At 63.6% G+C, this 24,957-nt stretch carries 25 protein-coding genes; 14 read left to right on the top strand and 11 right to left on the bottom strand.

Features of this window, described 5'->3' with window-relative positions; genetic code table 11:
* Positions 1-299 precede the first annotated feature (299 nt).
* Positions 300-2,363: an ATP-dependent DNA helicase RecQ gene (locus M3G14_RS03410; protein WP_259924648.1), complete on the top strand. Its 2,064-nt coding sequence runs from the start codon at positions 300-302 to the stop codon at positions 2,361-2,363.
* Positions 2,364-2,455: 92 nt separating this feature from the next.
* Positions 2,456-3,946 (top strand): HNH endonuclease signature motif containing protein, encoded by a 1,491-nt coding sequence (locus M3G14_RS03405; RefSeq protein WP_259924647.1) that lies wholly within the window; start codon positions 2,456-2,458, stop codon positions 3,944-3,946.
* A 78-nt stretch (positions 3,947-4,024) separates the two neighbouring features.
* On the opposite strand, the gene rplI is transcribed toward M3G14_RS03405, so the two are convergent.
* The 8 genes from rplI to M3G14_RS03365 all read right to left on the bottom strand — a co-directional run bounded on the left by rplI (position 4,025) and on the right by M3G14_RS03365 (position 10,234).
* On the bottom strand, positions 4,025-4,477 hold the full coding sequence (gene rplI, locus M3G14_RS03400) for a 50S ribosomal protein L9 (RefSeq protein ID WP_038593074.1): 453 nt from the start codon (positions 4,475-4,477) through the stop codon (positions 4,025-4,027).
* A gap of 53 nt (positions 4,478-4,530) precedes the next feature.
* Positions 4,531-5,064 (bottom strand): single-stranded DNA-binding protein, encoded by a 534-nt coding sequence (locus M3G14_RS03395; RefSeq protein ID WP_259924646.1) that lies wholly within the window; start codon positions 5,062-5,064, stop codon positions 4,531-4,533.
* 48 nt (positions 5,065-5,112) lie between these two features.
* Positions 5,113-5,409 (bottom strand): 30S ribosomal protein S6, encoded by a 297-nt coding sequence (gene rpsF, locus M3G14_RS03390; protein ID WP_259924645.1) that lies wholly within the window; start codon positions 5,407-5,409, stop codon positions 5,113-5,115.
* A 117-nt stretch (positions 5,410-5,526) separates the two neighbouring features.
* The gene (locus tag M3G14_RS03385; RefSeq protein WP_259924643.1) at positions 5,527-5,877 is read right to left on the bottom strand and encodes a hypothetical protein; all 351 of its coding nucleotides are present in this window, start codon (positions 5,875-5,877) and stop codon (positions 5,527-5,529) included.
* 14 nt (positions 5,878-5,891) lie between these two features.
* Entirely contained in the window at positions 5,892-6,083 is a 192-nt protein-coding gene (locus tag M3G14_RS03380; RefSeq protein ID WP_259924638.1) for a hypothetical protein, read from the bottom strand.
* Positions 6,029-7,537: a glycosyltransferase family 87 protein gene (locus tag M3G14_RS03375; RefSeq protein ID WP_259924637.1), complete on the bottom strand. Its 1,509-nt coding sequence runs from the start codon at positions 7,535-7,537 to the stop codon at positions 6,029-6,031. Before M3G14_RS03375 ends, M3G14_RS03380 begins: the two co-directional genes overlap by 55 nt.
* Before the next feature lie 20 nt (positions 7,538-7,557).
* Positions 7,558-9,789, bottom strand: a complete 2,232-nt coding sequence (locus M3G14_RS03370; protein WP_259924636.1) for a transglycosylase domain-containing protein — start codon at positions 9,787-9,789, stop codon at positions 7,558-7,560.
* 82 nt (positions 9,790-9,871) lie between these two features.
* Complete coding sequence (locus M3G14_RS03365; RefSeq protein ID WP_259924634.1) at positions 9,872-10,234, bottom strand: DUF5318 domain-containing protein; 363 nt, start codon at positions 10,232-10,234, stop codon at positions 9,872-9,874.
* A gap of 66 nt (positions 10,235-10,300) precedes the next feature.
* On the opposite strand from M3G14_RS03365, the gene M3G14_RS03360 reads away from it, so the two are divergent.
* The 3 genes from M3G14_RS03360 to M3G14_RS03350 are packed head-to-tail and all read left to right on the top strand — an operon-like array spanning position 10,301 to position 12,205.
* On the top strand, positions 10,301-10,777 hold the full coding sequence (locus tag M3G14_RS03360) for a MarR family winged helix-turn-helix transcriptional regulator (protein WP_259924633.1): 477 nt from the start codon (positions 10,301-10,303) through the stop codon (positions 10,775-10,777).
* Positions 10,778-10,787: 10 nt separating this feature from the next.
* On the top strand, positions 10,788-11,768 hold the full coding sequence (locus M3G14_RS03355; RefSeq protein WP_259924632.1) for a universal stress protein: 981 nt from the start codon (positions 10,788-10,790) through the stop codon (positions 11,766-11,768).
* A 29-nt stretch (positions 11,769-11,797) separates the two neighbouring features.
* Complete coding sequence (locus tag M3G14_RS03350; protein ID WP_259924631.1) at positions 11,798-12,205, top strand: hypothetical protein; 408 nt, start codon at positions 11,798-11,800, stop codon at positions 12,203-12,205.
* Here the strand turns inward: M3G14_RS03350 and M3G14_RS03345 are convergent.
* The 3 genes from M3G14_RS03345 to M3G14_RS03335 all read right to left on the bottom strand — a co-directional run bounded on the left by M3G14_RS03345 (position 12,202) and on the right by M3G14_RS03335 (position 14,994).
* On the bottom strand, positions 12,202-13,092 hold the full coding sequence (locus M3G14_RS03345; protein WP_396122180.1) for a rhodanese-related sulfurtransferase: 891 nt from the start codon (positions 13,090-13,092) through the stop codon (positions 12,202-12,204). The genes M3G14_RS03350 and M3G14_RS03345 overlap by 4 nt on opposite strands.
* Positions 13,079-13,438, bottom strand: a complete 360-nt coding sequence (locus M3G14_RS03340) for an excisionase family DNA-binding protein (RefSeq protein ID WP_259924630.1) — start codon at positions 13,436-13,438, stop codon at positions 13,079-13,081. Before M3G14_RS03340 ends, M3G14_RS03345 begins: the two co-directional genes overlap by 14 nt.
* Before the next feature lie 62 nt (positions 13,439-13,500).
* Positions 13,501-14,994 (bottom strand): DUF1846 domain-containing protein, encoded by a 1,494-nt coding sequence (locus M3G14_RS03335; RefSeq protein ID WP_259924629.1) that lies wholly within the window; start codon positions 14,992-14,994, stop codon positions 13,501-13,503.
* A 46-nt stretch (positions 14,995-15,040) separates the two neighbouring features.
* Here M3G14_RS03335 and M3G14_RS03330 point away from each other — a divergent pair, with 46 nt between their 5' ends.
* From M3G14_RS03330 to M3G14_RS03290, 9 genes are all read left to right on the top strand, one after another.
* Entirely contained in the window at positions 15,041-15,847 is an 807-nt protein-coding gene (locus M3G14_RS03330) for an Fpg/Nei family DNA glycosylase (protein WP_259924628.1), read from the top strand.
* A gap of 10 nt (positions 15,848-15,857) precedes the next feature.
* On the top strand, positions 15,858-17,369 hold the full coding sequence (locus M3G14_RS03325) for a bifunctional ADP-dependent NAD(P)H-hydrate dehydratase/NAD(P)H-hydrate epimerase (RefSeq protein ID WP_259924627.1): 1,512 nt from the start codon (positions 15,858-15,860) through the stop codon (positions 17,367-17,369).
* Entirely contained in the window at positions 17,362-18,309 is a 948-nt protein-coding gene (locus tag M3G14_RS03320; RefSeq protein WP_259924626.1) for an NAD(P)/FAD-dependent oxidoreductase, read from the top strand. The genes M3G14_RS03325 and M3G14_RS03320 overlap by 8 nt, the downstream gene beginning before the upstream one ends.
* A 134-nt stretch (positions 18,310-18,443) precedes the next feature.
* A complete protein-coding gene (locus M3G14_RS03315) occupies positions 18,444-19,637 on the top strand; it encodes a thiolase family protein (protein ID WP_259924625.1) in 1,194 nt (397 codons plus the stop codon).
* Positions 19,638-19,649: 12 nt separating this feature from the next.
* Positions 19,650-20,450 (top strand): crotonase/enoyl-CoA hydratase family protein, encoded by an 801-nt coding sequence (locus tag M3G14_RS03310; RefSeq protein ID WP_259924623.1) that lies wholly within the window; start codon positions 19,650-19,652, stop codon positions 20,448-20,450.
* Positions 20,450-21,493 (top strand): CaiB/BaiF CoA-transferase family protein, encoded by a 1,044-nt coding sequence (locus tag M3G14_RS03305; protein ID WP_259924622.1) that lies wholly within the window; start codon positions 20,450-20,452, stop codon positions 21,491-21,493. The genes M3G14_RS03310 and M3G14_RS03305 overlap by 1 nt, the downstream gene beginning before the upstream one ends.
* 47 nt (positions 21,494-21,540) lie before the next feature.
* Complete coding sequence (locus M3G14_RS03300) at positions 21,541-22,323, top strand: enoyl-CoA hydratase-related protein (protein ID WP_259924621.1); 783 nt, start codon at positions 21,541-21,543, stop codon at positions 22,321-22,323.
* 11 nt (positions 22,324-22,334) lie between these two features.
* On the top strand, positions 22,335-23,681 hold the full coding sequence (locus tag M3G14_RS03295) for an oxygenase MpaB family protein (protein WP_259924620.1): 1,347 nt from the start codon (positions 22,335-22,337) through the stop codon (positions 23,679-23,681).
* Between the two features lie 94 nt (positions 23,682-23,775).
* Positions 23,776-24,954, top strand: a complete 1,179-nt coding sequence (locus M3G14_RS03290) for an acyl-CoA dehydrogenase family protein (protein ID WP_259924616.1) — start codon at positions 23,776-23,778, stop codon at positions 24,952-24,954.
* Positions 24,955-24,957: the final 3 nt, after the last annotated feature.

Below are 24,957 nucleotides of genomic sequence, written 5' to 3'. Positions count from 1 at the left end.
ATCCACAACCCCCTGTGGACAACTTCGCGTTCACCCCGGGGCTTCTCCACCAGGGTGTGGATAGAGTGTGGATAGACTAGTTTCCCATCCTGCACAAACAGTACATACACGCAGCTCATCCCTGTTATATTCACTTTGAACATATGGTTGAGACTTGGGGAAAACGGCGCTCACCACCAGGTTTGACACAATAAAGTTTACCGACTAGCAACCTTAAATTCGCCTCTGAGCTGGCATATTTACCCGACTTATCCACAGCCGCGCAGGTCGTGTTCGGGCCGTGCTATAGCGTGAGTCCCATGAACGCCACCCGCAGCTTTGCAAACGAACTCCTCCACGGCATCGCCGGCAGGCACGCGCAGCTTCGCGACGACCAGTGGTCAGCCATCGATGCCTTAGTCAATCAGCGTCGCCGAATGCTGGTGGTGCAGCGCACCGGTTGGGGCAAATCGGCCGTCTATTTCATCGCCGCGAAGCTGCTCCGCGCGGCTGGCGCTGGCCCCTCCATCATCGTTTCGCCTTTGCTCGCACTCATGCGCAACCAGGTCGCCGCCGCAGAGCGTGCCGGCATTCGCGCCGCCACCATCCATTCCGCCAACGTCAGTGAGTGGGAGCAGGTCGAGGCGGCGCTGCCTTCCCTGGATGTGCTCTTAATTAGTCCCGAGCGCCTCAACTCGCCGGGGTTCCGCGAAGACGTACTGCCGGGCCTCGCGTCCAAAGTAGGCATGCTTGTGGTGGATGAGGCGCACTGCATCTCGGACTGGGGCCACGACTTCCGGCCGGACTACCGGCGCATCGCCCGCCTGATCGACGATCTCCCCGCAGACACACCTGTCCTGGCCACCACTGCAACGGCCAACGACAGGGTCGTCGAGGACATCATCGGCCAGCTCGGCGAACAGACTGGCGTGCTGCGTGGCGGGCTCGACCGCGCTTCCTTGGCGCTGCGCGTGTGCCAGCTTTCCGACGCCACACAGCGCCCCGCCTGGATCGCCGAATACCTTAGCCGCACCGACGGCTCCGGCATTATCTACTGCCTCACCGTGGCCGCTGCCCACGACCTTGCCGACGCGTTGCACGCCGCAGGCTTCGCGGTCGCGGCCTACAGCGGGCGCACCGATGCGGAGGAGAGAACAAGGCTAGAGCAGGCACTTCTACACAACGAGCTCAAGGCGCTCGTAGCCACGAGCGCACTCGGCATGGGCTTTGACAAGCCCGACCTCTCCTTCGTTGTGCACATGGGCGCACCCAGCTCTCCAGTGTCCTACTACCAGCAGATCGGGCGCGCCGGACGTGCCACCGACCACGCCGAAGTCGTGCTCCTTCCCGGCCCAGAAGACGAGCGGATCTGGCAATACTTCGCCTCCGCGTCCATGCCAGAGGAGCAGGCGGTGCGCCAGTTGTTGGCCGGACTCGGTAGCGAACCCGTGTCCACGCAGCGCCTGGAGACCGTGGTAGACCTCTCACGCTCGCGCATCGAGCAGGCGCTCAAGGTGCTCGACGTGGAGGGCGCCGTGCGCCGCGTGAAAGGCGGCTGGGTAAGCACCGGTGCGCCGTGGTCTTACGACCACGCCCGTTACGACGGGCTGGCGCAAGCCCGCGAGCGGGAGCAGTCGTTGATGCTGGCCTACGAGCAGACACAGGGTTGCCGCATGGCATTTTTACGCCGCGAGCTAGATGACCCAACATTAGATGACTCGCCGTGCGGGCGCTGCGACAACTGCACCGGGCAGCGGCCTCCGGAAACGGTGGATGCCGGAGTTGTGGCGTCGATAAGCGCTCAGCTCAGTGCGCCCGGAGTGGCGCTGCCCGTGCGCAAGATGTGGCCGACTGGCTCCGCCCGCCGCGGAAAAATCAAGAGGCTCGCCCCGGGCAAAGCGCTGGGCCGGCTCAACGACGTCACACGCGGCCCCGCGCTCAACGCACTCCTGCGCGCAAACACCTACCGCCCGCGGCCCGCGCAGCAGTGGCGCGAGGATGAGTGGCTGCCGCAGATCGTCGAGGTCCTTGCAGCGTGGGAGTGGCGCGAGCGGCCGCGGTGCGTCGTTGTGCTGGGGGACTGGGATGCGGCGCGTACCGAAATGCTCAGCGCGCTTGGGCGCGCAGTGGCACAAGTGGGTCAGATGCGGTTCGGTGGGACAATTCGGGCGACCGGTCCGGAGGTGACCGCCACAAATTCGGCGTTTCGGGTCAACGCGCTCGATCAGCGTTTCGGCTTCTCCGAGGTACCAGCACTTGAGGGACCGGTCCTGCTCCTGGCTGGACTCGTCGACTCCGGTTGGTCGATGACGGTGGCAGGGGCAGATTTGGCAGCTCGAGACAATATTGAGGTGTTGCCATTTGCGCTCGCAAGTATGGGCTAATTGCGTTTATTACAATATGGTCACAGTGCTGCAATTCGGCTACCCATTCGATATAATAATGGCAACAAGAAAGTTCGCTGGAAGGAGGTTGCATGTCCCGTACCACCACACGCTCAGCGCCGGAAACCCACACACCCGCCGCACTGAAGAAGCATTTTCGCTGCCAGAACGTATCAGACCCACGCGCAAAACTCTCGCAGCAGATGCGGGACACGGAGTACGCCCTCTACAGCCCCTACACCGAGATGCCGCTGCAGGACTTCGAACTTGAGGTCGAGGAGCTTGCCGCAATCACCGACCGTCCCAAGCACGAGATCAGCGCGGCGATCTTCGCGTACAACCGGCTTCGCCTTCTCCCCCAACTGCGCAAGCTGCAGGAAGAGACGCGGCTCCTTTCTGTCCATACCCTCGTAGGCATTGACTCGGCACTGATGAAAGTCGGCGCGGACGCAGACGAGGAGACCTGGGCCGTTTTTGATGAGATGCTGGTACAACTCTTCCGCCCGAAGCGTGCGAACCAGCCACTGCCCAGCCGTGCCAGCATCGTCCGCCGGATCCGCACGCTGATAGCCAAGCTGGATGTCGGCCTCAACTACGACCCAGTCAAGCGCAAGAAGCGGGAAGACGCACACAACCACCGTGCGCGCACACTCGAATTCAGCGACTTTGAAAGCAACGGGTTCTCGCTCAGTGCGCTCCAACTCACCACCGACAACACCACCATGGCGGTCCTTCGCGCCAGCCTGAAAGCTACGGCGCGCGAACACAAGCTTTCGTTCGCGGACACCGCCATCAAGCTGATGACCGGCGACATTGAGCCAAACGCGAAGGTACATCTCCACGTCTACGCGCCTACAGGGAAAGACGGCACGCGGGAAACAGGCTCGCCCGTCTTCATCCCCGGTGTCGGTTGGACCAACGCGCTGGACACCAAGGAGTTCGACGACCTGTGCGAGGCGCACCCGCCCACGGTGCACAACCTCGACGAAGTCGCGAACACCACCACAGACAGCTACACCCCAACAGCAGACATGAAGCACTACGCGCACGCCCGCGACGGGGAATGCATCTTCCCCGGGTGCACGCGGCCGGCGACGGCGTGCCAGCTCGACCACCGAATCCCCTTCGACCGCGGCGGCAAAACCACACCGGACAACTTATTCTGCCTTTGTGCCCATCACCACAACATCAAGACAGATAAGCGCGCGTTCTACATTCCGGACCCAGTCACCGGGGACATCGTCTGGTTGTTAGACAACGGCACGTACCTTCTTTCGCGCCACGAGGGCCCGCTTTTCGACGAAATCACGCCCACCGCACCCCACTGGCGCAGCTCCCTCGAAGCGGCCGCAAAGAACCGCGACACCACCGCCGAGTTCAACGCCCGCATCCACCGCCTGCTCGACGAATATGACGCCCACGGCGACTACTTCCGCTGCATAGCCGAAATACAGGCCCTCGAAAGGCGCTTTAAACTCCGAACCGAGTTCGCCCCCGAGCCCCCGCCCGAAGAACCAGACCCAGACCCATTCCCCGACCCCGAACCGCTCGCCAAACACAACCCCTTCCCGCCGCGGGAGTAAGCAAAACGCGGACCCCCTCCTCACAAGGGGATCCGCGCTTTGAAGTGCTGTTGTCGCTCGTCGAAAAGCGTAATGCGTTTACGCTGCGACGACCTCGAAGTTAATCTTGCCTTCCACATCGTCGTGGAGGTTGACCTTGACCTGGTAGCCGCCGGTCTTCTTCACAAGACCCTTCGGCACGTTGATGCGACGCTTATCCAGGGACGGGCCGCCAGCCGCCTTGACAGCGGAAGCGATCTCCGCCGCGGTGACAGAACCGAACAGCTTGCCGCTGTCGGAAGTGCGCACGGCAACCTTCACACCAGTGAGCTGGTCGAGCTGATCGCGCAGCTCCTTCGCGTGGTCCAGATCGCGGACCTCGCGGTCAGCCTGCACGCGCTTAATGTCTTCAATCTGCTTCTCTGCGCCACGGGTAGCCGGGATAGCCAGGCCGCGCGGGAGCAGGAAGTTACGTCCGTAGCCGTCCTTGACTTCGACGATTTCGCCGGGCTCGCCAAGTTTCTCAACGGCAGCGGTGAGGATCAGCTTCATGAATCCTAACCTTCCTTATGATGAAAAATGATTGTGTGGGTTAAAACAACGTCTTAGAACGGCGGCTCATCGTCCATTCCGCCGAAGCCACCAGCTGGTGGTGCGGAGTTCCACGGATCGTTCGCCGGCTGCGATTGCTGCTGAGGCTGCTGTTGCTGCTGCGGCGGTGCCGACTGCTGCTGGAAGCCCTGGGACGGACGCGGCTGCCCGCCACCCTCACGTGGCGTGCGGCTCACATTCGCCGTGGCAAACTTCAGCGAAGGCCCAACCTCGTCAACTTCAACCTCAAAAACCGTCCGGTTTTCCCCCTCGCGGGTCTGGTAAGAACGCTGCCGCAGGCGGCCCTGCACGATCACGCGCATCCCCTTCGTCAGGGATTCCGCGACGTTCTCGGCCATCTGGCGCCAGCAGTTGCACGTCAGGAACAGCGCTTCGCCGTCTTCGAACTGGTTCGTCTCCCGGTTGTACGAACGCGGCGTCGACGCAATGCGGAAGTTCGCAACTGCGGCGCCACTCGGGATGAAACGCAGCTCTGGGTCAGCAACGAGGTTGCCAACAACGGTGATCGGTGTTTCGTTTTGTGCCATGCTCTTCTCCTACCAGGTGGAATTCGTTCGGCTCGAGCCTACCGGTTCCTACTTGTCGGTGCGCAGCACCTTGGTACGCACAACGTTGTCGTTCAGGTTCAGCACGCGGTCGAGCTCCTTGACCGTGTCAGCCTCGCACTCGAGGTTGACGACAGCGTAGATGCCCTCTTCCTTCTTGTTGATCGGGTAAGCAAGGCGCTGCTTGCCCCACACATCAACCTTTTCCACCTTGCCGTTTTCCTTACGGACAACTTCCAAGAACTTGTCCAGGGACGGGGCAACGGTGCGCTCATCCTGCTTAGAATCCAGAATGATCATTACTTCGTAGTGACGCACGGACCTCATCACCTCCTATGGTCTAGTAATTTCAATTTCGGCCGCCACGCCTTTCGCGGCGGCAGGAGGGTCGTTGCGTCAAGCAACTTGTCCAGGGTACCCCACCCAATCCCGCAGGCCAAATGGCTAGCGGTCGGCCTCGGTCACCATTCCGTCCGGCGTGATATCGACGTCGATGTCGTTGAACTCGAGCTCGAAGTGCCCGTCATCAAACTCAACCTCGACTCGGCCATCCCGCGCCGCGTCGACCACGGACTGGACGTCGGCCTCCGTGAGGTTGTCCTCAGCCATGTCAGACTTTGCTTCGTCGCTGTAGCCGCTTATCGACGCCGGCAGCTCCGGCTCAGAGACGGCAGCGGTCTCCGTAGTTGCAGTAGGTTCAGTAGGTTCAGTAGTTTCAGGCTCTTCGCTCGTACCGCAGGCGGTCAGGGCCCCGGCGAGCGCGATGGTCGTTGCCATGATCGTAGTGCGTTGCATGGGTGCCACCGTACCTACGCCGGTCCAGGTGCCGCCACAAAAACCGCGAGAAAAACCGGAATAATCGTGATGAAGAGGAAGGCCGCAAGGCCGAAGCCGAGCGCGAGCATTGGGCGCTGCATCTTCGCCATCGCCCAGAACGCAGCGCCGATCAGGCAGAAACCGATTGCGATCGAGCCGATTCCGACGACTGTTGCTGTGCCCACTGCGCTTCCTCCTCTTTCCATGCATCGGGTGTGGTCAGCAGCGGGTCGTGGCCGTTGTGCGCCGCCGCCACCTTGTCCGGGCGCTTCCCAAACATCTGCTGGATCACCAGCACCATGATGGTGATGATGAAGGCGTCGCGGGTGATGATGGTGACGTCGAGAAGCCAGCCCGGCGCGCCCAAGTTCTCCTCCCCCATCATGTGCCACATCAGCACAGGCCACACCATCATGTCGGCGACCATCCAGCTCAGCAGCAGGCGCCAATACGGCAGCGCGAGTACCGCGGGGACGATCAGCCAGATCGAGTACTGCGGACTCCACACCTTGTTAAAGAGCAGGAAGAACCCGAGAATCAGCGTGAGCAGCTCCGCGATCCGCGGGGTGCGCGGCGCTTTCAGGCCCATCACCAGCACCGCCGCGCAACCGGCGAGGAACAGGATGAGCGTGACAGCGTTGAGAATGACCGGTGCTCCCTCGCCCGAGTCGAAGCCGCCCCACCCGGTGATCCGCGAAAAGACGGCGTAGATGGTCGTCCACTCCCAGCCGCGGTCGGTGTTCAGGCGGCGGAACTCGTTCCAGGCCTCCGGGTTGCGCAAATAGATAGGCAGGTTCACGACCACCCAGCTGACTACCGACACCGCGAGCATCTTGCCAAAAGGCACCAAATCGCGCTTGCGCAGCGCCACCACTAGGTACGCGCCGAGGGCGAAGATCGGCCACATCTTGAACGCGGTGCCCAGCCCGATCATCACGCCAGCAAGCGTGAACTTGCCGTTGCGGGCCGCGAGCAGCGCCGCGACCGCGAAGAAGATCGAGGGGATATCCCAGTTCGTAAACGCGTGCATGATCAGAAGCGGCGAACCGACCACCAACAGCGTGTCCCACACGCGGTTGCCGGCGAGCTCAGCGACCATACGCGCCGTCGCCACCCAGATGATCGCAAGGAAGAAGACCGTGACGTAGAAGTACCAGCCCACCTCGGGCAACACGCGCTCCGCCAAGAAGTACGTATTGCGAGAGATAAACGATGTAAAGCCCTGGAAAAGCCCGGCGAGCACCGGGTACTCCATGTAGCGGGTCAAGCCTTCCTCAACCCACGAGTAGTCGTAGACAAAACCTGGCTGGTCAAGGCCACGCGCGCCGTACAGCGGCACGATGTCGTTGTAGCAGAACGAGGTGAACTGGCGGCCGCCATCCCAGTTCAACTGCAGCACGCCACCGTCGTCTGGCTTGCCGAGCGCGCAATTCGACTTCGACAGCGCCCCGAGGAAGAGGAACACGTAGGCCACCGCGAAGATGGTGCGCAACGGCGTCCAAAACTTCGCGCGTCCGATCTGGGCGTACTTGCCCATCGGGCCGCCGAGGAATTCGATCCAGCCGCGGGCGATTGGCTCAGTCGTACCGGGTTGCACGCGGTCAGCAGGATCGGGCCACGTTGTGTGCTGCTGTGCCATAGCTTGTGTACTTCCCACCTCTACTGCAACGCGCCTTCAATACCGTCAAAGAAATCGTTCACTGCATCGTTGAGCCCCAGGTCCGGCGCCGCCGGTGCCGGGGCTGGCGCGGGTGCGGGCGCGGGAGCTGGTGCCGGGGCGGGCGCTGGCTGCTGCGGGGCCGGCGGTGCCTCCGGAGCTTGCGCAGATTCACGCTCCTCCGGCTTCGCTTCCTCCGTCGGCTGCTCCGCAGGTTGCGAAGATTCCTGCTGGTTGTAGTAGGCCCAGGAATTGCCACCCAGGCTCGCGCCACCCGAGTAGGGGCTCACGCCCCAGTAGACCGGGCTCGCGCCGTGGAAGTTCTGCACCTCTTGGCCCTCGAGGACCGAGTCCAGGACGTTCTTCCAGATCCGGGTGGGCGTCTGCGCGCCCCACATGATGCCGCCGGATTCGTTATAGATCGCGGAGGTGTTGTCGGCGGTACCGACCCAGACGGCCACGGCGAGCTGCGGGGTGGAACCCACCATCCACGCGTCCTTGTTCAGGCCCGTGTCGCCCAGCTGCGCGGTACCGGTCTTTCCTGCCGCGGGACGCCCGCCAGCGAGGTTGGCGTACGAGTAGGGGATCACCGTCTGCATCGCTTCGATCACGTTGTCCGCCACCTGGGCAGACACACGACGCTCCGCGTACTCGCGATCGTTTTCGTAGAGCACCTCGCCGCGCGCGTCCACAACACGCTCGACGAAGTGGGTCGGGTGGTACACGCCGCGGTTCGTCAGGGTCGCCACGCCGACGGCCATGTCGAGCACGCGAGACTGGTACTGGCCCAGCACAATGCCCTCGTATGGCTGGCCGCCGTTCTCGCGCAGGGTCACCGGGATGCCCGGAATGGAACGAGCGACGCCGAGCGCGTGCGCCATATCCGCCGTGTCCTGCGTCGTGTTGTCCAGCTCGTTCTGGATACGCATGTAGGCGGTGTTCGAGGACACGCGCGTCGCCTCGGTCATGTTGATCATGCCCCCGCCGCCGCCGTCGTAGTTGGTCACCACGGCGCCATTCGGCAGCGTGACCGGGGAAGCATCGAAGTTCGCGGTGAGCGGGATGCCCTGCTGCAGCGCCGCCGCAAGGGTAAAGATCTTGAACGTCGAGCCCGTCTGCAGACCGGCGTTGGCGTAGTCCCAACCTGAAGGATCGTTACCGCCGTAGTAGGCGCGCACCGCGCCCGTGCCCGGCTCCACCGCAACCACGCCGGTGCGCGCGTCGTCCTGCAAACTCGACAGCTGCTCCTCAGAGATGCGAACCGTGTCGTCCTGGGCCTTCTTATCGATAGTCGTGGTGATCTGCAGGCCGCGGTTGGTCAGGTCGTCCTCCGAGATGCCAATTGCCGCGAGCTCCGTCATGACCTGGTTTTTAATCAGGCCGTTCGGACCGGTGGCCTCGGTGTACGCCGAGTAGGTCGCCGGGTCGCGCGTCTCCGGGAACTTCGCCTGGGCGCGGGTGCCCTGGTCAATCGCGCCCATCGCCACGAGCCCGTCCATCACGTAATTCCAGCGATCCTCCGCGCCCTCCGGGTTCGTCCACGGATCGAGCTGGCTCGGGCGCTGGATCGACGCGGCGAGCACCGCGCCTTCCTCCACCGTCAGCTCGCTGGCCGGCTTGGAAAAGTAGGCGTGCGCAGCCGCCTCAATGCCGTAGGCGTTGCGCCCGAAGTACACAGTGTTGAGGTACGCGCTGAGCACCTCCTCCTTCGACCAGGAATTCGTCATCTTGATCGAGTACACGAGCTCCTTGGCCTTGCGCTGGTAGGAGTGTTCGTTGCCCACGATCGCGTTCTTCACGTACTGCTGCGTAATCGTCGAGCCGCCGCCGGCGGAAGGGTTGCCGGTGAGCTGCCCGATCGCCGCGCGGCCAAAACCGGTGAAGGAGAAACCGGAGTTCTCCCAAAAGTCGCGGTCCTCCGCCGCCAACACCGCGTTCTGCACCTCAACCGGCACCTTGTCCAACGCGATCTGCTCGCGGTTGCCTTCCGGCGGGACCACGCGCGCAAGCTCAGTCTTGGCATCGTTGAAGTAGATGCTGGAGATCTGAGCCGCCTCAATCTCATTCGGGGCCGGGAGGTTCGCCCGGCTGTAGTTCCAGGCGAACCACAGCGCCGGGATAGAGGCGAGGAGCACTAGTAGCAGTAAGAAGGCCAAGACCCACTGCCCAACACGGGAGGGCTTCTTCTTTGCCGCGGTGCTCCCGCTCTCGGGGGCTTTCTCGTTGTTTGTCACGCGTGTTCCCTTACAACGTCGACGACGACAGCAGTCACAATGCTCTCAATACTTACAAACACACTACCCGCCCGCCACACAATCACCCCACTGGGCAAGCGGTAAAAGCCTTGCACAAATAATTCCACTTACACTCGGGACACACCTCGACGAAATGCACCGTGATCGGGCCTACCTCGCCGACGAGGCGGTCGATCTCCTCCTCGCTGCGCGCGGTATTCGCGCGGCGGCCCAGCGCATCGCCGTACACCCACTTCACGTCGCGCATCTCCCCACCGCAGATGGGGCAGGGGCGCGCGGCGGGAGTCCCGTGGAATTCGCTGGCGGTGCGGAGGAGAAAATCGGCGTCGCAGACGTCGCTAAGCACGAGGTGCCCCGCGCGGAAATCTCGCAGGGTTTGGCGGCGGGCCCACTCGTGGGAGATCTCGTACCGATACGCAAACACCCCGTCTAGTATAGTCAACCTAAAGCTGGTACTATTTAGTCGTTAAAAAGCGTTGAGGAGTTGGAAATGACCTTGGCACAGGACCCCACAGCACAACCGGACCCTTACGACATCGCGCAACGGATTCGTCCAGCAATGACTTCTCTGTATGTCACCTACTTCCGCACCGCCGAGCACTCGGACCTCACCGGCCCGCAGCTGTCGATCCTCAGCCGACTCGCAGAGGAGGGGCCGACCCGCATTAGCAGGATTGCCGAGGCGGAAGGCGTGCGCATGCCTACCGCCTCGAACACCGTCAACCAATTGGAAAAGCGCGGGCTGGTGCACCGCATTCGCTCCGAGGACGACCGCCGCGGCGTGAGCGTCGAGACGACGAAGCTGGGCCGCGAGGAGCTCGAGCGCGTGGGCGAGGAGCGCACCCGCTACCTGGGCGAGATGCTCGGCACGCTTGACGGGGACTCGCTGCGAAAGCTCGACAGCGTCACCGACATCATCAACCTGCTGGCTGAGGCCTACGTGAATAAGGAGCACTCCGCATCGTAGAATCGGAGGCGTGACGGCACGTTCATTTTCCAGCGATCTGGCGCAGCTGCCCCGCAACGAGGGGGAGCTCCGCGTTGTTGTTGGTTGGGACTCGAGCAACTCCAACAACACGGAAGCACTCGAGTTCGCCGCGTGGCTCGGCCGCTCCCTGCCGGTGCGGGTCCAAGTCATGGCCACCACGAAAAGCCCGCTGACCGCGTCGATCTCCGGCAAGAAATACAAGAAGTGGCTAAAGCGCTCGGAGGAACACTTCCGCGAGGAGGTCGACGATGCCCTCGACGAGGTGCTGCCGGCCTCGCAGCGCGCCACACCGTTTGCCCGCCTCGTCGAGCGCACCGGCAATGCCGAGCCGCTTTACGACGTCGCGCGGACCTTCAACGCCGACATGATCATCCTCGGCTCACGCGCCAAGACCGCGAAGAGCCGCTTCCGCCCCACCAGCGAGGCGGACCAGCTCATGCACTCCTCCACCCTGCCACTGGGGCTCGCGCCGAAGCACGTGAAGCTGTCGAAGAAGGGCATCACCCGGGTCACCTACGCGCTGATCGACTCCGACGAGGTTTCCGGCGACGGCCACCGCTTGCGCTTCCCCGGCTTGGCGTACGCCACCACGCTGGCCTGCGTCATCGGCGTGCCGCTGCGCATCGTCGCTTTTTCGCCCAATGAACGCGACGGCGACTTCTCCCACGAGCTCGCGGCCTGGAACGAAACCACGCTCGGCCTGCTCGATCGGGTGCGAGACCAAGCGTTAAACGTGTGCAGCCAGTTTGACGGCTGCGCGGGGCTCGACGTGGAGACATTGCTCGCCTCAGGAAAGAGCTGGAAGCGCGCGGTCGATAGTGTGAAGTGGAAGAAGGGCGACATCCTCTGCCTGGGCTCGCAGCCCTCCGGCCCGATTAAGCGCGTCTTCGTCGGCAGCCGCGAGGGCGAATTCATTCGTTTTGCCCCGGTTCCGGTGCTGATTTACCCGCGCTCGGAGGCAGAAAGCTAAACGCCGAAAGCGTGGTACAGATGGGAAGTATGCGCGAACACCCAGAAAACGATCTCTCCTCTCCGGCGGACCGCTTCAGCCGGGTTCGCCCCGAGCCGCAGGATTTTGACGCGCTTGCCGACGAGCCGGATCCTTTCGACGTCGCCCAGCGCAACAAGCGCTCCACGGTGCAGGCTATCGTCTTTGCCGCCTGCGCGGTGGCGATCACGCTCGTCACGGGCTTCGTGCTCAAGTGGATCCCGGGGGTAAGCGAAGACAACTGGGCGATCGTCACCTCCATCCCGCCGGTGGTCGCGCTGTTGGCTTGCGCCGTGATCATGGTGCGCAAGCTCAACCGCTACGAACGGTGGGTGCCGTGGATGGGCGTGTTCTGGCTGCCGCTGGTGCCCTTCACCATGGTCGTGCTCATCATCACCATCGGTGCCCTCGCCACCTAGGCTTGTGCACAGTCCTTACAATATGGGTTGCGCTCACGGCACTCAGGGCAGCTGAGGTACTGCACTCGGCACTCCGGCTCGTTGGCGCAGTTGTAGAAGCGGTTCGTCGCCTCACCACAGTGCACGCAATGGCCCAGCTGCACGTAGTTTGGATCCTCTTCCCCATCACCAAACTCGGTGTGCATGCGCTTGTCAAAGACGTAGAGGGAGCCCTCCCACAGCCCGGAGTTGCCATACTTTTCGCCGTAGCGCACGATCCCGCCGTCGATTTGGTAGACGTTTTCAAACCCGCGGTTGATCATCAGGCTGGAAAGCACCTCGCAGCGGATACCGCCGGTGCAATACGAGATGACTGGCTTCTCTTTCATCCAGTCGTACTTACCGCTGTCGAGCTCCCGGATGAAGTCGTGGGTCGTCTCGACGTCCGGCACCACCGCGTTCTTAAACCTGCCGATCTCGGCCTCGCGGGCATTGCGACCATCGAAAAAGACGACGTCCGGGTTGTTGTGCACCAGCTCGTTGACCTCTTCGGGCTTGAGGTGCTTCCCGCCGCCGACCACGCCGTGCTCGTCCACCTTCAGCTCGCCGGGCGCGCCGAAAGACACGATCTCCTCGCGCGCCTTGACGGAGAGCTTGGGAAAGTCGTCCCGTCCGCCCTCGGACCACTTGAACTCGATCCCGCGGAAGTATTCGCGCGTCTTCTTCGCGTACGTCTTGCACGCATCAATCGGCCCGCCGACCGTGCCGTTGATGCCGTCCTTGGACACGATGATCCTCCCGTGCAGGCCAAGCCCTTCGCACAGGTCGCGCTGCCACAGCCGCACGGCATCTGGGTCGGCGATGGGCTGGAACTTGTAGTACAGGAGGATTTTGTTAATGCTGGCCACGGATATTTACCATCTGATCCTTGTACGCCACCGCGTCGCGCGTGTAGACGCGACGGTGGGTGCCGACCTTGTGCCCGGTGAGCTGGCCCTCGTCGATAAGCTTGACCACAAAGGGGCGAGACACGCCGAGTAAGTTGGCCACCTGCTGGGTGGTCATCTCCTCCTCCGGGCCGGGCGCCTTGACCAGGCGGCCTTCTGCCAGGTCCTCGATAATGTCGCGGAGCCACACTGCCGTTTCCTTCGGCAGCGTGACGGTATCGGCCGCGCGGGTGCGGGCCTGCGAGAGGTTGTTGTTTAAATCTGCCAGTGCTTGCTCTACCGGTGAGAGCTTCTCTTCCGTTGCCATGTGCGCCATCATACGAACAATCCGCAACGAGCGCAATAGGAGAAGCGCAAAGCGTGCAAATTCTAGCGCTTGTGGTAGAGCCCCTTCTTCCAATACTTCGGCTCGGAGGTCACCAGCACTCCCAGGTTGCGGAAGATCCCCTCGTCCACGGAACCGAGGATCGTCGAGGTGTGGGCATCGCACCCGCGAAGGCTTCGTAGCTGGTCGAGTGCTTTCGCCGCATCCTCGTTCGTCGAAGCAGACACCGACAACGCAATAAGCACCTCGTCGGTGTGCAGGCGGGGGTTGACCGACCCCAGGTGCTTCGTCTTGAGGGTTTGGATCGGCTCGATAGAGTCCGGGGACAGCAGGTGCACGGCGTCGTCGATACCCGCGAGCTGCTTCAGCGCGTTGAGCAACACCGCCGCCGAGGGCCCGAGCAAATCAGAGGTCTTGCCGGTGACGATCGTGCCGTCCGGCAGCTCGAGCGCCGCCCCCGGCTGGCCGGTCGCCTCAGCAACCTCAAGCGCCGGCGCGACCACCACACGATCCACCGTAGTCACCTCGGCCTTGCGCATCACGTTGGCAATCCTCGCGGACTCCGTATTCGCTTTCTCCGCGCGACGCTCCGCCACCAACGCCTTGTAGTAGCGGCGGATGATCTCCTGCTCTGCGGCGTGGCGGCACGCTGCGTCGTCGGAAATGCAGTAGCCCGCCATATTCACGCCCATGTCCGTGGGTGACTCGTACGGCGTTTCCCCGGTGACCTCGCGCAGCAGCGCCTTGAGCAGCGGGAAGACCTCGATGTCGCGGTTGTAGGAGGTGACCTTCTCCCCGTAGGCCTCCAAGTGGTACTGGTCGATCACGTTGATGTCGTCCAAGTCAGCGGTGGCCGCCTCGTAGGCCAGGTTCACCGGATGCGACAGCGGCAGGTTCCAGATGGGGAAAGTCTCAAATTTGGCGTAGCCAGCAGGGACACCACGCTTGTGCTCGTGGTAGACCTGGCTCAAGCACGTCGCCAGCTTGCCGGAGCCGGGCCCCGGCGCGGTCATGACGATGAGGTCGCGGGAGGTCTCCACATAATCGTTGTGGCCGAAACCCTCATCGGAGACCACGGTCGCCGTGTCGTTGGGGTAGCCGGGAATCATGTAGTGGCGCGAGACCTTCAGCCCCAGCCGGCCGAGGCGCTCCAGGAAGGCCTCAACGTTCTCGTTGTGCCCCTCAAGCTGCGTAACCACCACGTTTTCCACCAAAAAGCCGCGGTCACGGAACACGTCGACCAGCCGCAGCACATCGTCCTCGTAGGTGATGCCGAGGTCGGCGCGCACTTTCTGGCGCACCACGTCGCCCGCGTTGAAGCAGATGACGATCTCCACCTCGTCCTTGATTCGGTCGAGCATGGCGATCTTGTTGTCCGGGGTGAACCCGGGCAGGACGCGGGAGGCATGGTGGTCGTCGAAAAGCTTGCCCCCCATTTCTAAGTACAACTTGCCGCCGATCTCCCGCCTGCGCGCGGTGATGTGCTCGGACTGCATCTGGATGTATTTTTCGCGGTCAAACCCGATCGTGTACGGCATAGGGGCAATAATACAATTTTGGGCATGCAGTCTCGGAAGTGCCACGATGCCTGAGGGCCACGTCATTCACCGCCTCGCCGCGCGCCTCAACGATGAGTTTCGCGGCGCGCCGCTCGCCGCCTCCTCCCCGCAGGGCCGCTTCGATGCCTCGCTTATCGACGCCCACCCGCTGATTCGTGCCCAAGCCCAAGGCAAGCACCTCTTCCTCGAGTTTGCGCATGTTGTTGTGCACATCCACCTGGGGCTGATCGGCTCACTGCGCTTCGAGCCGGCCGAGGACATCTGGGGCCAAATCCGGCTGCGGCTGGTGCCCGACGGCGGCGAAGGCACAGTCGCCGCGAACCTGCGCGGGCCGCAGACCTGCGCCTACCTCAGCGGCGCAGAGGTCGCCGCCATCCTGGAACGCAGCGGCGAGGACCCTCTCGACAGTGATTCGGACCCCGACGCCCTGTGGGCGCGCGTGCACCGCTCGAAGCGCACGATCGGCTCGCTGATGATGGACCAGTCCTACTTCGCCGGGGTGGGCAACATCTACCGCGCCGAGCCGCTGTTTAGACAACGCATCTCCCCGTTTACACCCGGCCGCGCGCTCGACCGGGCCGAGTTCGACGCGCTCTGGGAGGACCTGGTGGAACTCATGCGCTACGGGTTCGAGCACGGGCGCATCGACACGGTGCGCGATGAGCACTCGCCGGAGGCGATGGGGCGGGCGCCCCGCAAGGACGACCACGGCGGCGAAGTCTACGTCTACCGACGGGCCGGCCAGCCCTGCTACGTGTGCGGCGACGAGATCGCGCTGCGGAAGGTGGAGGGACGCAACCTTTTCTGGTGCCCCACCTGCCAGCGCGACTAGCCTGGCCGGTATGTACGCCTGCACGTTTACCGCCGACCAAGTCCGCGCCGCCGAACAACCCCTGCTTGATGTGCAAACTGCGCCCGACGAGCTGATGCAACAGGCCGCGCACGCCGTGGCCCAGGTAGCGCGCGCCATGGTTGCGCCCGGCGCGCGGGTGCTCGCGGTGGCCGGGCCCGGCGGCAACGGGGGTGACGCGCTCTACGCCGCCGCGGAGCTCGCCATGTCCGGATACCGGGTCGACGCCCTGCTGGTGGCAGGCCGCGCCCAGGAGCGCGCGCTGGGTGCGCTGCGCAACGCGGGAGGAGCCGTGGTCGACGGCGTTTCTGACGAGTATGACCTGGCCATCGACGGCATGACCGGCATCGGTGGCACCGCCGGCCTGCGCGAGGAGTACGCGGAGGTCGTGGCCGCACTGAACCGGCTGCGCGTGCTTTCGGTGGATGTGCCCTCCGGCGTCGACGCCGACACCGGCGAGGGCGGCAACCTGCACGTCACCGCGGAGGCCACCGTGACATTTGGCGGTTTTCGACGCGCCCACGTGCTCTCTGCTGCGTGCGGGGTGCAACTGCTCGCGGACATCGGCATCGGCGGCCGCCATCTGTACGAGACGCTGAGCGATACGCTGCCGGAATGGTCCGCCGACGGCCCCACGCTTTTGACCGCCAACCGCGCCGTCACCCCGGATTTTCCGATCCCGGAGGGGACGCGGGGGCTTCACCCCGCGCCCGTCCCTTCTGTTGAACCCGGTGCGACCGACGACAAGTACTCCGGCGGTGTGGTTGGTATCCGCGCTGGCAGCGCCACTTACCCTGGCGCGGCCCTCCTGTGCACCGCGGGCGCGGTGTATGCCACCCCGGCGATGGTGCGCTACGCGGGCCCGCAGGCATCCGAGGTGGTGCGCGCGCACCCGGAGGTCGTCGCAGCCGGCACGCTTGCTGCGTGTGGACGCGTCCAGGCCTGGGTGTTCGGCCCCGGCGCAGACACGGATGATGCAGCCGCGGCGGAACTGCGTGTATTGCTCGCCGCGCCGGAGCCTTTGCTTCTCGACGCCGACGCCATCACCCTGCTGGCCACCCACTCCGACCTGCGCATTTCCCTGCGCCAACGCGAGTCCTACACCGCGCTGACCCCGCACGACGGCGAGTTCGCCCGGCTGCGGGAGGCGGTAGGTCTTCCGGAGGATGACCGCGTAGAGGAAACGCTGAAGCTGGCGGAGTACCTTGGCTGCGACGTCTTGCGCAAAGGCCGGGCCACGTTAATCTCCGATGGCCACATCGTCTACGGGCTGGACGCCGGGCACTCCTGGGCCGCCACCCCGGGTTCCGGCGACGTGCTCTCCGGCATTGCCGGCGCGCTGCTCGCGCACAATGCGCAGACCTATTCACTCATCGCGGCCGCAACCGTGCACGCCGTAGCCGCCAAACTGGCCGCCGCAACCGAGTACGGCGACGCGACGGCGCCCGCCAGCCGCATCGCCAAATTTGTCCGCGAAGCCACCGCGAAGCTGACTCATGCTTGATGCCGCGATCATCGGCGGCGGCCAATCGGCGCTCGCCACCGCCTACTATCTGCGTAAGTACGGGGTGGACTTCACTATGTTTGGCGACCGCGCCGCCGGTGCCTGGCCCACGTACTGGGATCACCTCACGCTGTTCTCGCGCGCCGAGTTTTCCAACCTGCCCGGCTGGCCCATGCCCGCCTACGACGGCTACCCACCACGCGACCACGTCGTGGACTACCTCACCAGATACGAACAGCGCTACGACTTCCCCGTCGTGCGCGAGCGGGTGGAGCGGGTGACGCATCGCAACGGAATATTCAGGCTGCACCCCCAGAACGTGGTTGCTCGGAATGTGGTCGTCGCCACCGGCAAGACCCCGTTCGTGCCGCACCTGCCAGGCACGTTTGGTGGCACGCAGATCCACGCCGCTGATTATCGCAACCCCGCGCAGTTCGCAGGAAAACGCGTCGCGGTGGTTGGCGGCGGCGACTCGGGCGCACAGATTACCGCCGACCTGCTGCTTGGCGGGGTCGACGCGCAGTGGCTGACGCGCACTCCCCCGCGGTTTATGCCCGACGACGTCGACGGCGCAGCCCTGTTTCGCCGCAACCGCGAACGCTTTCTCGCCATATCAAAGGGCGAACCGGATCCGGGCGGTGCCGACTTCGGCGGTGACATCGTGGCAGTGCCCGAGGTACGCCGCGCACGCGACGCGGGGCTCATACGCAACCTGCGCCTCCCCGCCACCCTGGACAAGATCGAGGCGCTCGGCGTGGACGTGCTGATTTGGGCAACCGGGTTTCGCCCAGCCCTCGGCCCTGTGCGCGGACTTCGACGCGATACTCCTGGCCTGTGGTTCATGGGCTACAACGACATCAACGGCCCGGGTGCGGCGACGCTCGGCGGTGTGAGCCCTTTTGCGCGAGAGGTGGCGCGGGCTATCGCGGTGCGAAACTAAACCACCATCGAGCCGCACATCACAAATATCCTGGCTATGTGATGTGAATCTCGCATTTTTCTTGCAACTTAGCGATCGTTCACTTAATCTTTGATACACCACCCCATCCCGTTCATTCCTGGAAGGATCCACTCATGAGAAATGCTGTTGTCGTAGATGTCGTGCGCACCGCCGTCGGCAAAGGAAAGCCCGGCGGCGCCCTGTCCGGCACCCACCCAGTCGACCTGCTCGCCACGGTGCTCACCGCAATTGAGCAGCGCAATGGGCTCGACCCGAACAAGGTCGATGACGTGATCACCGGTTGCGTAAGCCAGGTCGGCGAACAGGCTTTGAACATTGGTCGCCAGGGCGTGCTTGCGGCAGGGTGGCCCGAGGCAATCCCCGCCACCACCATCGACCGCCAGTGCGGTTCCAGTCAGCAGGCGGTGCACTTTGCTGCGCAGGGCATCATGGCAGGTGCGTACGACATCGTCGTCGCAGCGGGCGTGGAGTCGATGAGCCGCATCCCATTGGGCACATCGCACATAGGCCAGGACGTATACGGCGCACGTCTACCCAAGCGGTACCCAGAAGGACTGGTCAACCAGGGTGTTTCCGCCGAGCTGATCTGCCAAAAGTGGGGCATCAGTCGCGAGGAGATCGACGAGTACTCCGCCCGGTCCCACCGCCTCGCTTCAGAAGCCACCGAGGCCGGGTACTTCGACAAAGAAATCGTCCCCGTCGAGGTCGTAGACGCTGAAGGAAACACCCACATCCACACTGTCGACGAAACGATTCGCCCCACCACCTCGGCCGAAGGGCTCGCTGGCCTCAAGCCTTCTTTCGCCACGGACGCAATGCGGGATCGCTTCCCCGACATCGACTGGAAGATCACGCCAGGCAACTCCTCCCCGCTGACCGACGGTGCCTCGGCGGCGCTGATCATGGAAGAGTCCGTCGCTGCGGCACTGGGGCTTACTCCGCGCGCTCGCTTCGTCTCCTTTTCCGTCGTCGGCTCTGACCCGCTGCTCATGCTCACAGGCCCGATTCCTGCCACCCAGCAGGCACTCAAGCGTGCCGGGTTGAGCATCGGCGACATCGATCGCTTCGAGGTCAATGAGGCCTTCGCACCCGTGCCTTTGGCCTGGGCCAGGGAAGTAGGCGCAGACATAGAAAAGACCAACACCGTCGGCGGCGCTATAGCGCTCGGCCACGCGCTGGGTTCCTCCGGTACCCGCCTTTTCACCACTCTTATCAACGAGCTGGAGCGCACCGGCGGCCGCTACGGGCTCCAAACCATGTGCGAGGGCGCAGGCATGGCCAACGCAACCATCATCGAGCGACTCTAAGGACATAACACAATGAGCAACGATGCAGCACTCTACGAAGTCGACGGCCACGTCGCTACCATCACCCTGAACCGCCCGGACGCGATGAACGCGGTCAACCGGGCCCTGTCCACCGCCGTGGGCAACGCGCTGGAACAGGCGAACAACGACCCCTCTGTGCACGTCATCATCATCACCGGGCAGGGCCGCGCGTTCTGCGCTGGGGCGGACCTGAAGGACATCGCCGCGGGCAACCCAATCGACCACCCAGAGCACCCGGAGTGGGGCTTCGGTGGCATCGCGCAGCACTGGAGCGACAAGCCGGTCATCGCCGCGGTCAACGGTTTCGCGCTGGGCGGAGGCTTTGAGATCGCCGTGTCCTGTGACTTGATCGTCGCCGCCGAAGGCGCGAAGTTCGGGCTCCCCGAGGTCAAGCGGGGCCTGCTTGCCGGCGCGGGCGGGGTCGTGCGCACCGCGCGCCAGATTCCCCTGCGCCGAGCGCTGGAGCTCGTGCTCACCGGTGACTTCATCACGGCGGAAACGGCCGCCGAGTGGGGCCTGATTAACCGCGTCGTGCCCGCGGATGCTGTGCTGGATGCCGCACGGGAACTCGCTGAGGTCATCAGCAAAAACGCGCCGCTGTCGGTGCAGTATTCTAAGGAAGGCGTCCACAAGGCCACCTCCGCCGGGTCGGACTGGCACGCAGACTGGTCCAACTCGGACCCATGGCAGGTCAACGACGAGCTCTGGGAGCGCATCGCAGCCACCAACGACGCCAAAGAGGGGGCTACCGCCTTCGCGGAGAAACGCGAGCCAAAGTGGAGTGGTTCCTAATGCCGCTTCCCCACCGCCCCCTAGAAGGTGTGACCGTGTTGTGCCTGGGCGGCATCGGCCCGATCCCTTTCGCCGGGATGCTGCTGGCGGACTTCGGTGCCCGAGTCATCCGCGTTTCCCGACCTGGACCCGAGACCTGGGAGTTTTCCCACCACATTCTGTGGCGCGACCAGGAGCGTCTCGAGGCTGACTTTAAGGATCCGCAGGATTTGCAGAAAATCACCGACATGTTGCGCGACGTCGATGTGGTGCTGGAGGGCTTCCGCCCGGGGGTGGCCGAACGTCTCGGCCTGGGTCCTGCCGAAGCGAGGGAGGCAAACCCGGCCATCATCTACGGACGGATGACCGGGTGGGGCCAGACCGGCCCGCTGGCCGCTGCCGCTGGGCACGACATCAACTACATTGCGCTCTCCGGCGCGCTGGAGCCAATTGCCGCGGACGACGGCATGCCGGTGCCTCCGCTCAATTTGCTTGGCGACTTCGCCGGTGGCTCCCTCTACCTTGTCTCTGGAGTCCTTGCTGCCCTCTTGCAGGCACAGCACACAGGCCAGGGCACGGTTATCGACGCCGCGATCGTCGACGGTGCCGCTCACCTGACCGCCATGCTCCACTCCATGCGCGAGCGAGGCGCGTGGTCCGACGCACGTGGCACCAACCTGCTTGATGGAGGCGCGCCCTTCTACCGCATCTACAAAACCGCAGATGAGAAATACATCTCTGTCGGTGCGATCGAGCCAAAATTCTACGCGGCTCTACTCGACACCCTGGGCCTGACCGAGGAGCTAGCGGGCGTAGAGCAAAACGACGAGCAAGCCTGGCCCGGCGTGCAGCAGCGCTTCGCGGAAATCTTCGCCACCCGTTCCCGGGACGAGTGGGTCGACGCCTTTTCGCTTGTCGACGCCTGCGTGGCCCCCGTCATCGCACCCCACGAAGTCCTCGATGAGCCCCATCTGAAGGCACGCCGTTCCTACGCGGACGTCGATGGCCAGATCCATCCGACGACCGCGCCCCGTTTCTCACCCCTGCCTACTTCGACCGAATAGCAGAAAGGAGCGCCAATATGACCGGTCATCCCATCCCTACCCTAGAAGTGACTATCAAAAACCGGGTCGCAACGCTTCGTCTCGCCAACCCGCAGAAGCGCAACGCCATCGACATTCTCACCGCCTACGCGATCGGTGACGCTGTGACCGAGGCGGCGCAAAACTCAGAGGTCCGCGCGATCATCATCACCGGCGATACAAAAGCCTTCAGCGCCGGTGCCGATCTCGCTTTTGAGATCACCGATGACATTCTTGACGACGTTGCGCACCACAAACCCGACCCGTACGTCTACCCAATGATGCCGGCCGTTGAGCACATGATCCTGTCCGTGGTCCGCGCCGAAGTCCCCGTCATTGCGGCAGTCGAGGGCGCAGCCGCTGGCATCGGCGCCTCGCTCGCCTTCGCCGCGGACCTCATTATCGCGTCCGAGTCCGCGTTCTTCCTCCTCCCCTTCGGCCGCATCGGGCTGATTCCCGACGGAGGCGCGATCAACACGCTCGCCGCGGCACTGGGCAGGCAGGCCACGATGGCGCTTGCGCTGTGCCAAGATCGCCTTCCCGCGCCGCGCGCCGCAGAAGTGGGCCTCGTGGCACAGCTATCGACTGCGGGTGAGGCATATGAGGCAGCGCAACAGGTCGCTGCAGGTTTTCGCAGCTCTCCCCGCAGCGCACTCGCGGCGACTAAGGCAGCGGTCAACCACGCCACCCTCGCCGGCCTCAAGGACACACTTGTCCAAGAGGCCACAACGCAAACCGAGTTACTCGCAACCCCAGAACACGCGGAGGGAGTGCGCGCCTTTACAGAGAAGCGTGCACCCAACTTCGACTGAATCGAGGAATCATGCAGATCAAGCCAATGAGCGATAACCCTTCACGCGACTTCAGCTACTACTGGCGCGAAGGGATGGCACTGCGTCCAGCACCACCGGTACTCACGGAAGCGCCAGCGTGGGGGCATCTCCGCCACACACTTTTTGACCGGCACCACGCAGTCGCCGATACCTGGGACGACCCAGCTTTTGCCGACGACTACTTCCGCCTGCTGGACGACCATCTCTGGCAGGACGACGAACTCATGCAGGGAGTTGTGGATACCTTCGCGGGCAACCGTCGTATTGCGCGCGCTAAATTCCGGCAGGCCCTGCGCGAAGGCATCGAGACGGTGGAAGATCCAGCGCCGCAACTTGTTGCCCTCTTCGAGCAACTTGACCGAATCCCCGACTGGTTCGACGCAGAAGCCGCGGAACGCGGACGCGTCGCCTTCTATAACGTGATCCCGGTGGCCGAGGAAATCCTCATCGCCTTTTCTTTCTACGGCACCATCATGGAGGATCGCACCGCCGCATCCACCGCGGAAACGCACATGTTTGATGCGCAGCCCCTCAAGCGCAGCCTTGAGACGACAAAGATGCTCGCGAGCGTCGGACTCCACGACGTGTTCAACCGTTTCAGCGTGGGTTTCCAGTCCGCAGTGAACGTCCGACTGGTGCACGCTCAGGCCAACCGCGGTCTATCCCGCATGTGGGGCGAGGGGCACTTCAACCGCTTTGGCCCACCCATCCCATCTACCTCCGTCTCCGCTGGGGCGGGCTGGTTTGCGCTCGTCCCGCTCGCCGTGGAAGAGGTGTTTGGGCGGGTGCACACCGCGCAAGAGTGGGATGACCTTGCAATGTATTGGGCCTACGTCCTCTACATCATGGGCGTGGAAGAAGAGATCATTCCCAAAACCGGTGACGCTATACGCCGCCAAACTGACTACCTCTTTGCTGCTGCAGGTGACGGCAACCAGTTCCGCACGCAGATGGCCGAGACCCTTTTGGGGGCCCTCGAGCGCGCCGACGAGGATCTGCCCTACCGCGCCATGGGTGCACTGTCGCTCATCGTCGGCCGCGAGGCGATCACCGAGACCCTCGAGGGAACACGCTGGGACGTACCACGGATTGATGAGTACGCCGCAGAAGCCAAGCAAAAGGGTCTGCAGCAGGCCCAAGCAGCAATTGCGGCGGACGCGGAACCGGATGCACAAGTAAAGCGCGAAGCCCGCGCTCAGGAGGGGATGCCGCCGTGGATGGCACGACACAAGGCCACCCTAGCGAAGCTCGAGCAGCTGGACATTCCAGTTAAAGCGGATTACTCAAGCCATGACCACGTGCACGATCAGGGCCCGCGAGTACCGCAAGGATTGTAAGAAACCCGTTGCAGTTTAGCGAGCGTTAAGTTAACGTGATCTACAACATATCCACGGGTCGCTAGAGACCCACACCACCCTAAGGAGATCCCAAATGGCATACAACTTCTACGCAAAGCGCGACACCTACGAAGAGGACCACTACGCTTTCCGCGACATGGTTCGCGCCTACCTGGATCGTCACGTCGTGGACAACATCACCAAGTGGGAAAGTGACAACGACATTCCCCGGGAGGCAATCCACGCTGCGGGCGAGCAGGGTCTGATGAGCGTCTCCGTCGATGAAGCCTACGGCGGCGCGGGTATCGACGACTACCGCTTCCGCCAGATCGCCATCGAGGAGTTCGCCCGCGTTGGCGCTACCTCTCTTGCCTCCGCAGTAGGCACCCACACCGACATCGTCGTCCCCTACTTCGAGCACCTCGGCACCGACGAGCAGAAGCAGCGCTGGTTGCCAAAGCTGGCAAGCGGAGAGTGGCTGGCCGCAATCGCGATGACCGAGCCCGGCGCGGGCTCTGACCTCCGCGGCATCCGCACCACCGCCGTGCGTGACGGCGATGACTGGGTAATCAACGGCTCCAAGACGTTCATTACGAACGGCATGCACGCCCACCTCATCGTGGTTGCCGCCCGCACCCCTGATGACGCGCACCCCAAGGGCGGCGGCTACACCCTGTTTGTGGTGGAGGATGACCGCGAGGGCTTCTCTCGCGGCCGCCGACTAGAAAAGGTTGGTATGCACGCCCAGGACACGGCGGAGCTCGCATTTGAAAACGTGCGCATCCCGGATGAGAACCGACTGAGCGAGGTGCACACCGGCCTGCACGAGCTAATGAGCCACCTGCCCCTCGAGCGCCTCTCCATTGCCGTGACCGCCGCTGCAGGAGCGCGCGCCGCGCTGAACTGGACCGTGGACTACATCAACGAGCGCCGTGCGTTCGGACAGGCTATCGCGGAGTTCCAGAACACCCAGTTCCAGATCGCCGACATGGTCACCCGCCTGGAGGTCACACAGTCGTACGTGGATGACTGCGTGGCAAAGCACAACCACGGAGAGCTCACCCCGGTCGATGCTGCGAAGGCCAAGTGGTGGGCAACCGAAACCCACAAGGACATCGTCGACCGCTGCCTCCAGCTGTTCGGCGGCTACGGCTACATGCTGGAGTACCCGATCGCCCGCGCCTTCTGCGATACGCGTGTCACCACGATTTACGGCGGTACCACCGAAATCATGAAGATGCTGATTGCCCGAGAAGTCCTCGGCACCAAGTAAACC

The sequence above is a fragment of the Corynebacterium sp. p3-SID1056 genome (assembly GCF_025152525.1).
Taxonomy (GTDB): domain Bacteria; phylum Actinomycetota; class Actinomycetes; order Mycobacteriales; family Mycobacteriaceae; genus Corynebacterium.
The sequence above is the reverse complement of the archived record's forward strand: the minus strand, read 5'-3'. Positions and strand labels throughout refer to the sequence as shown.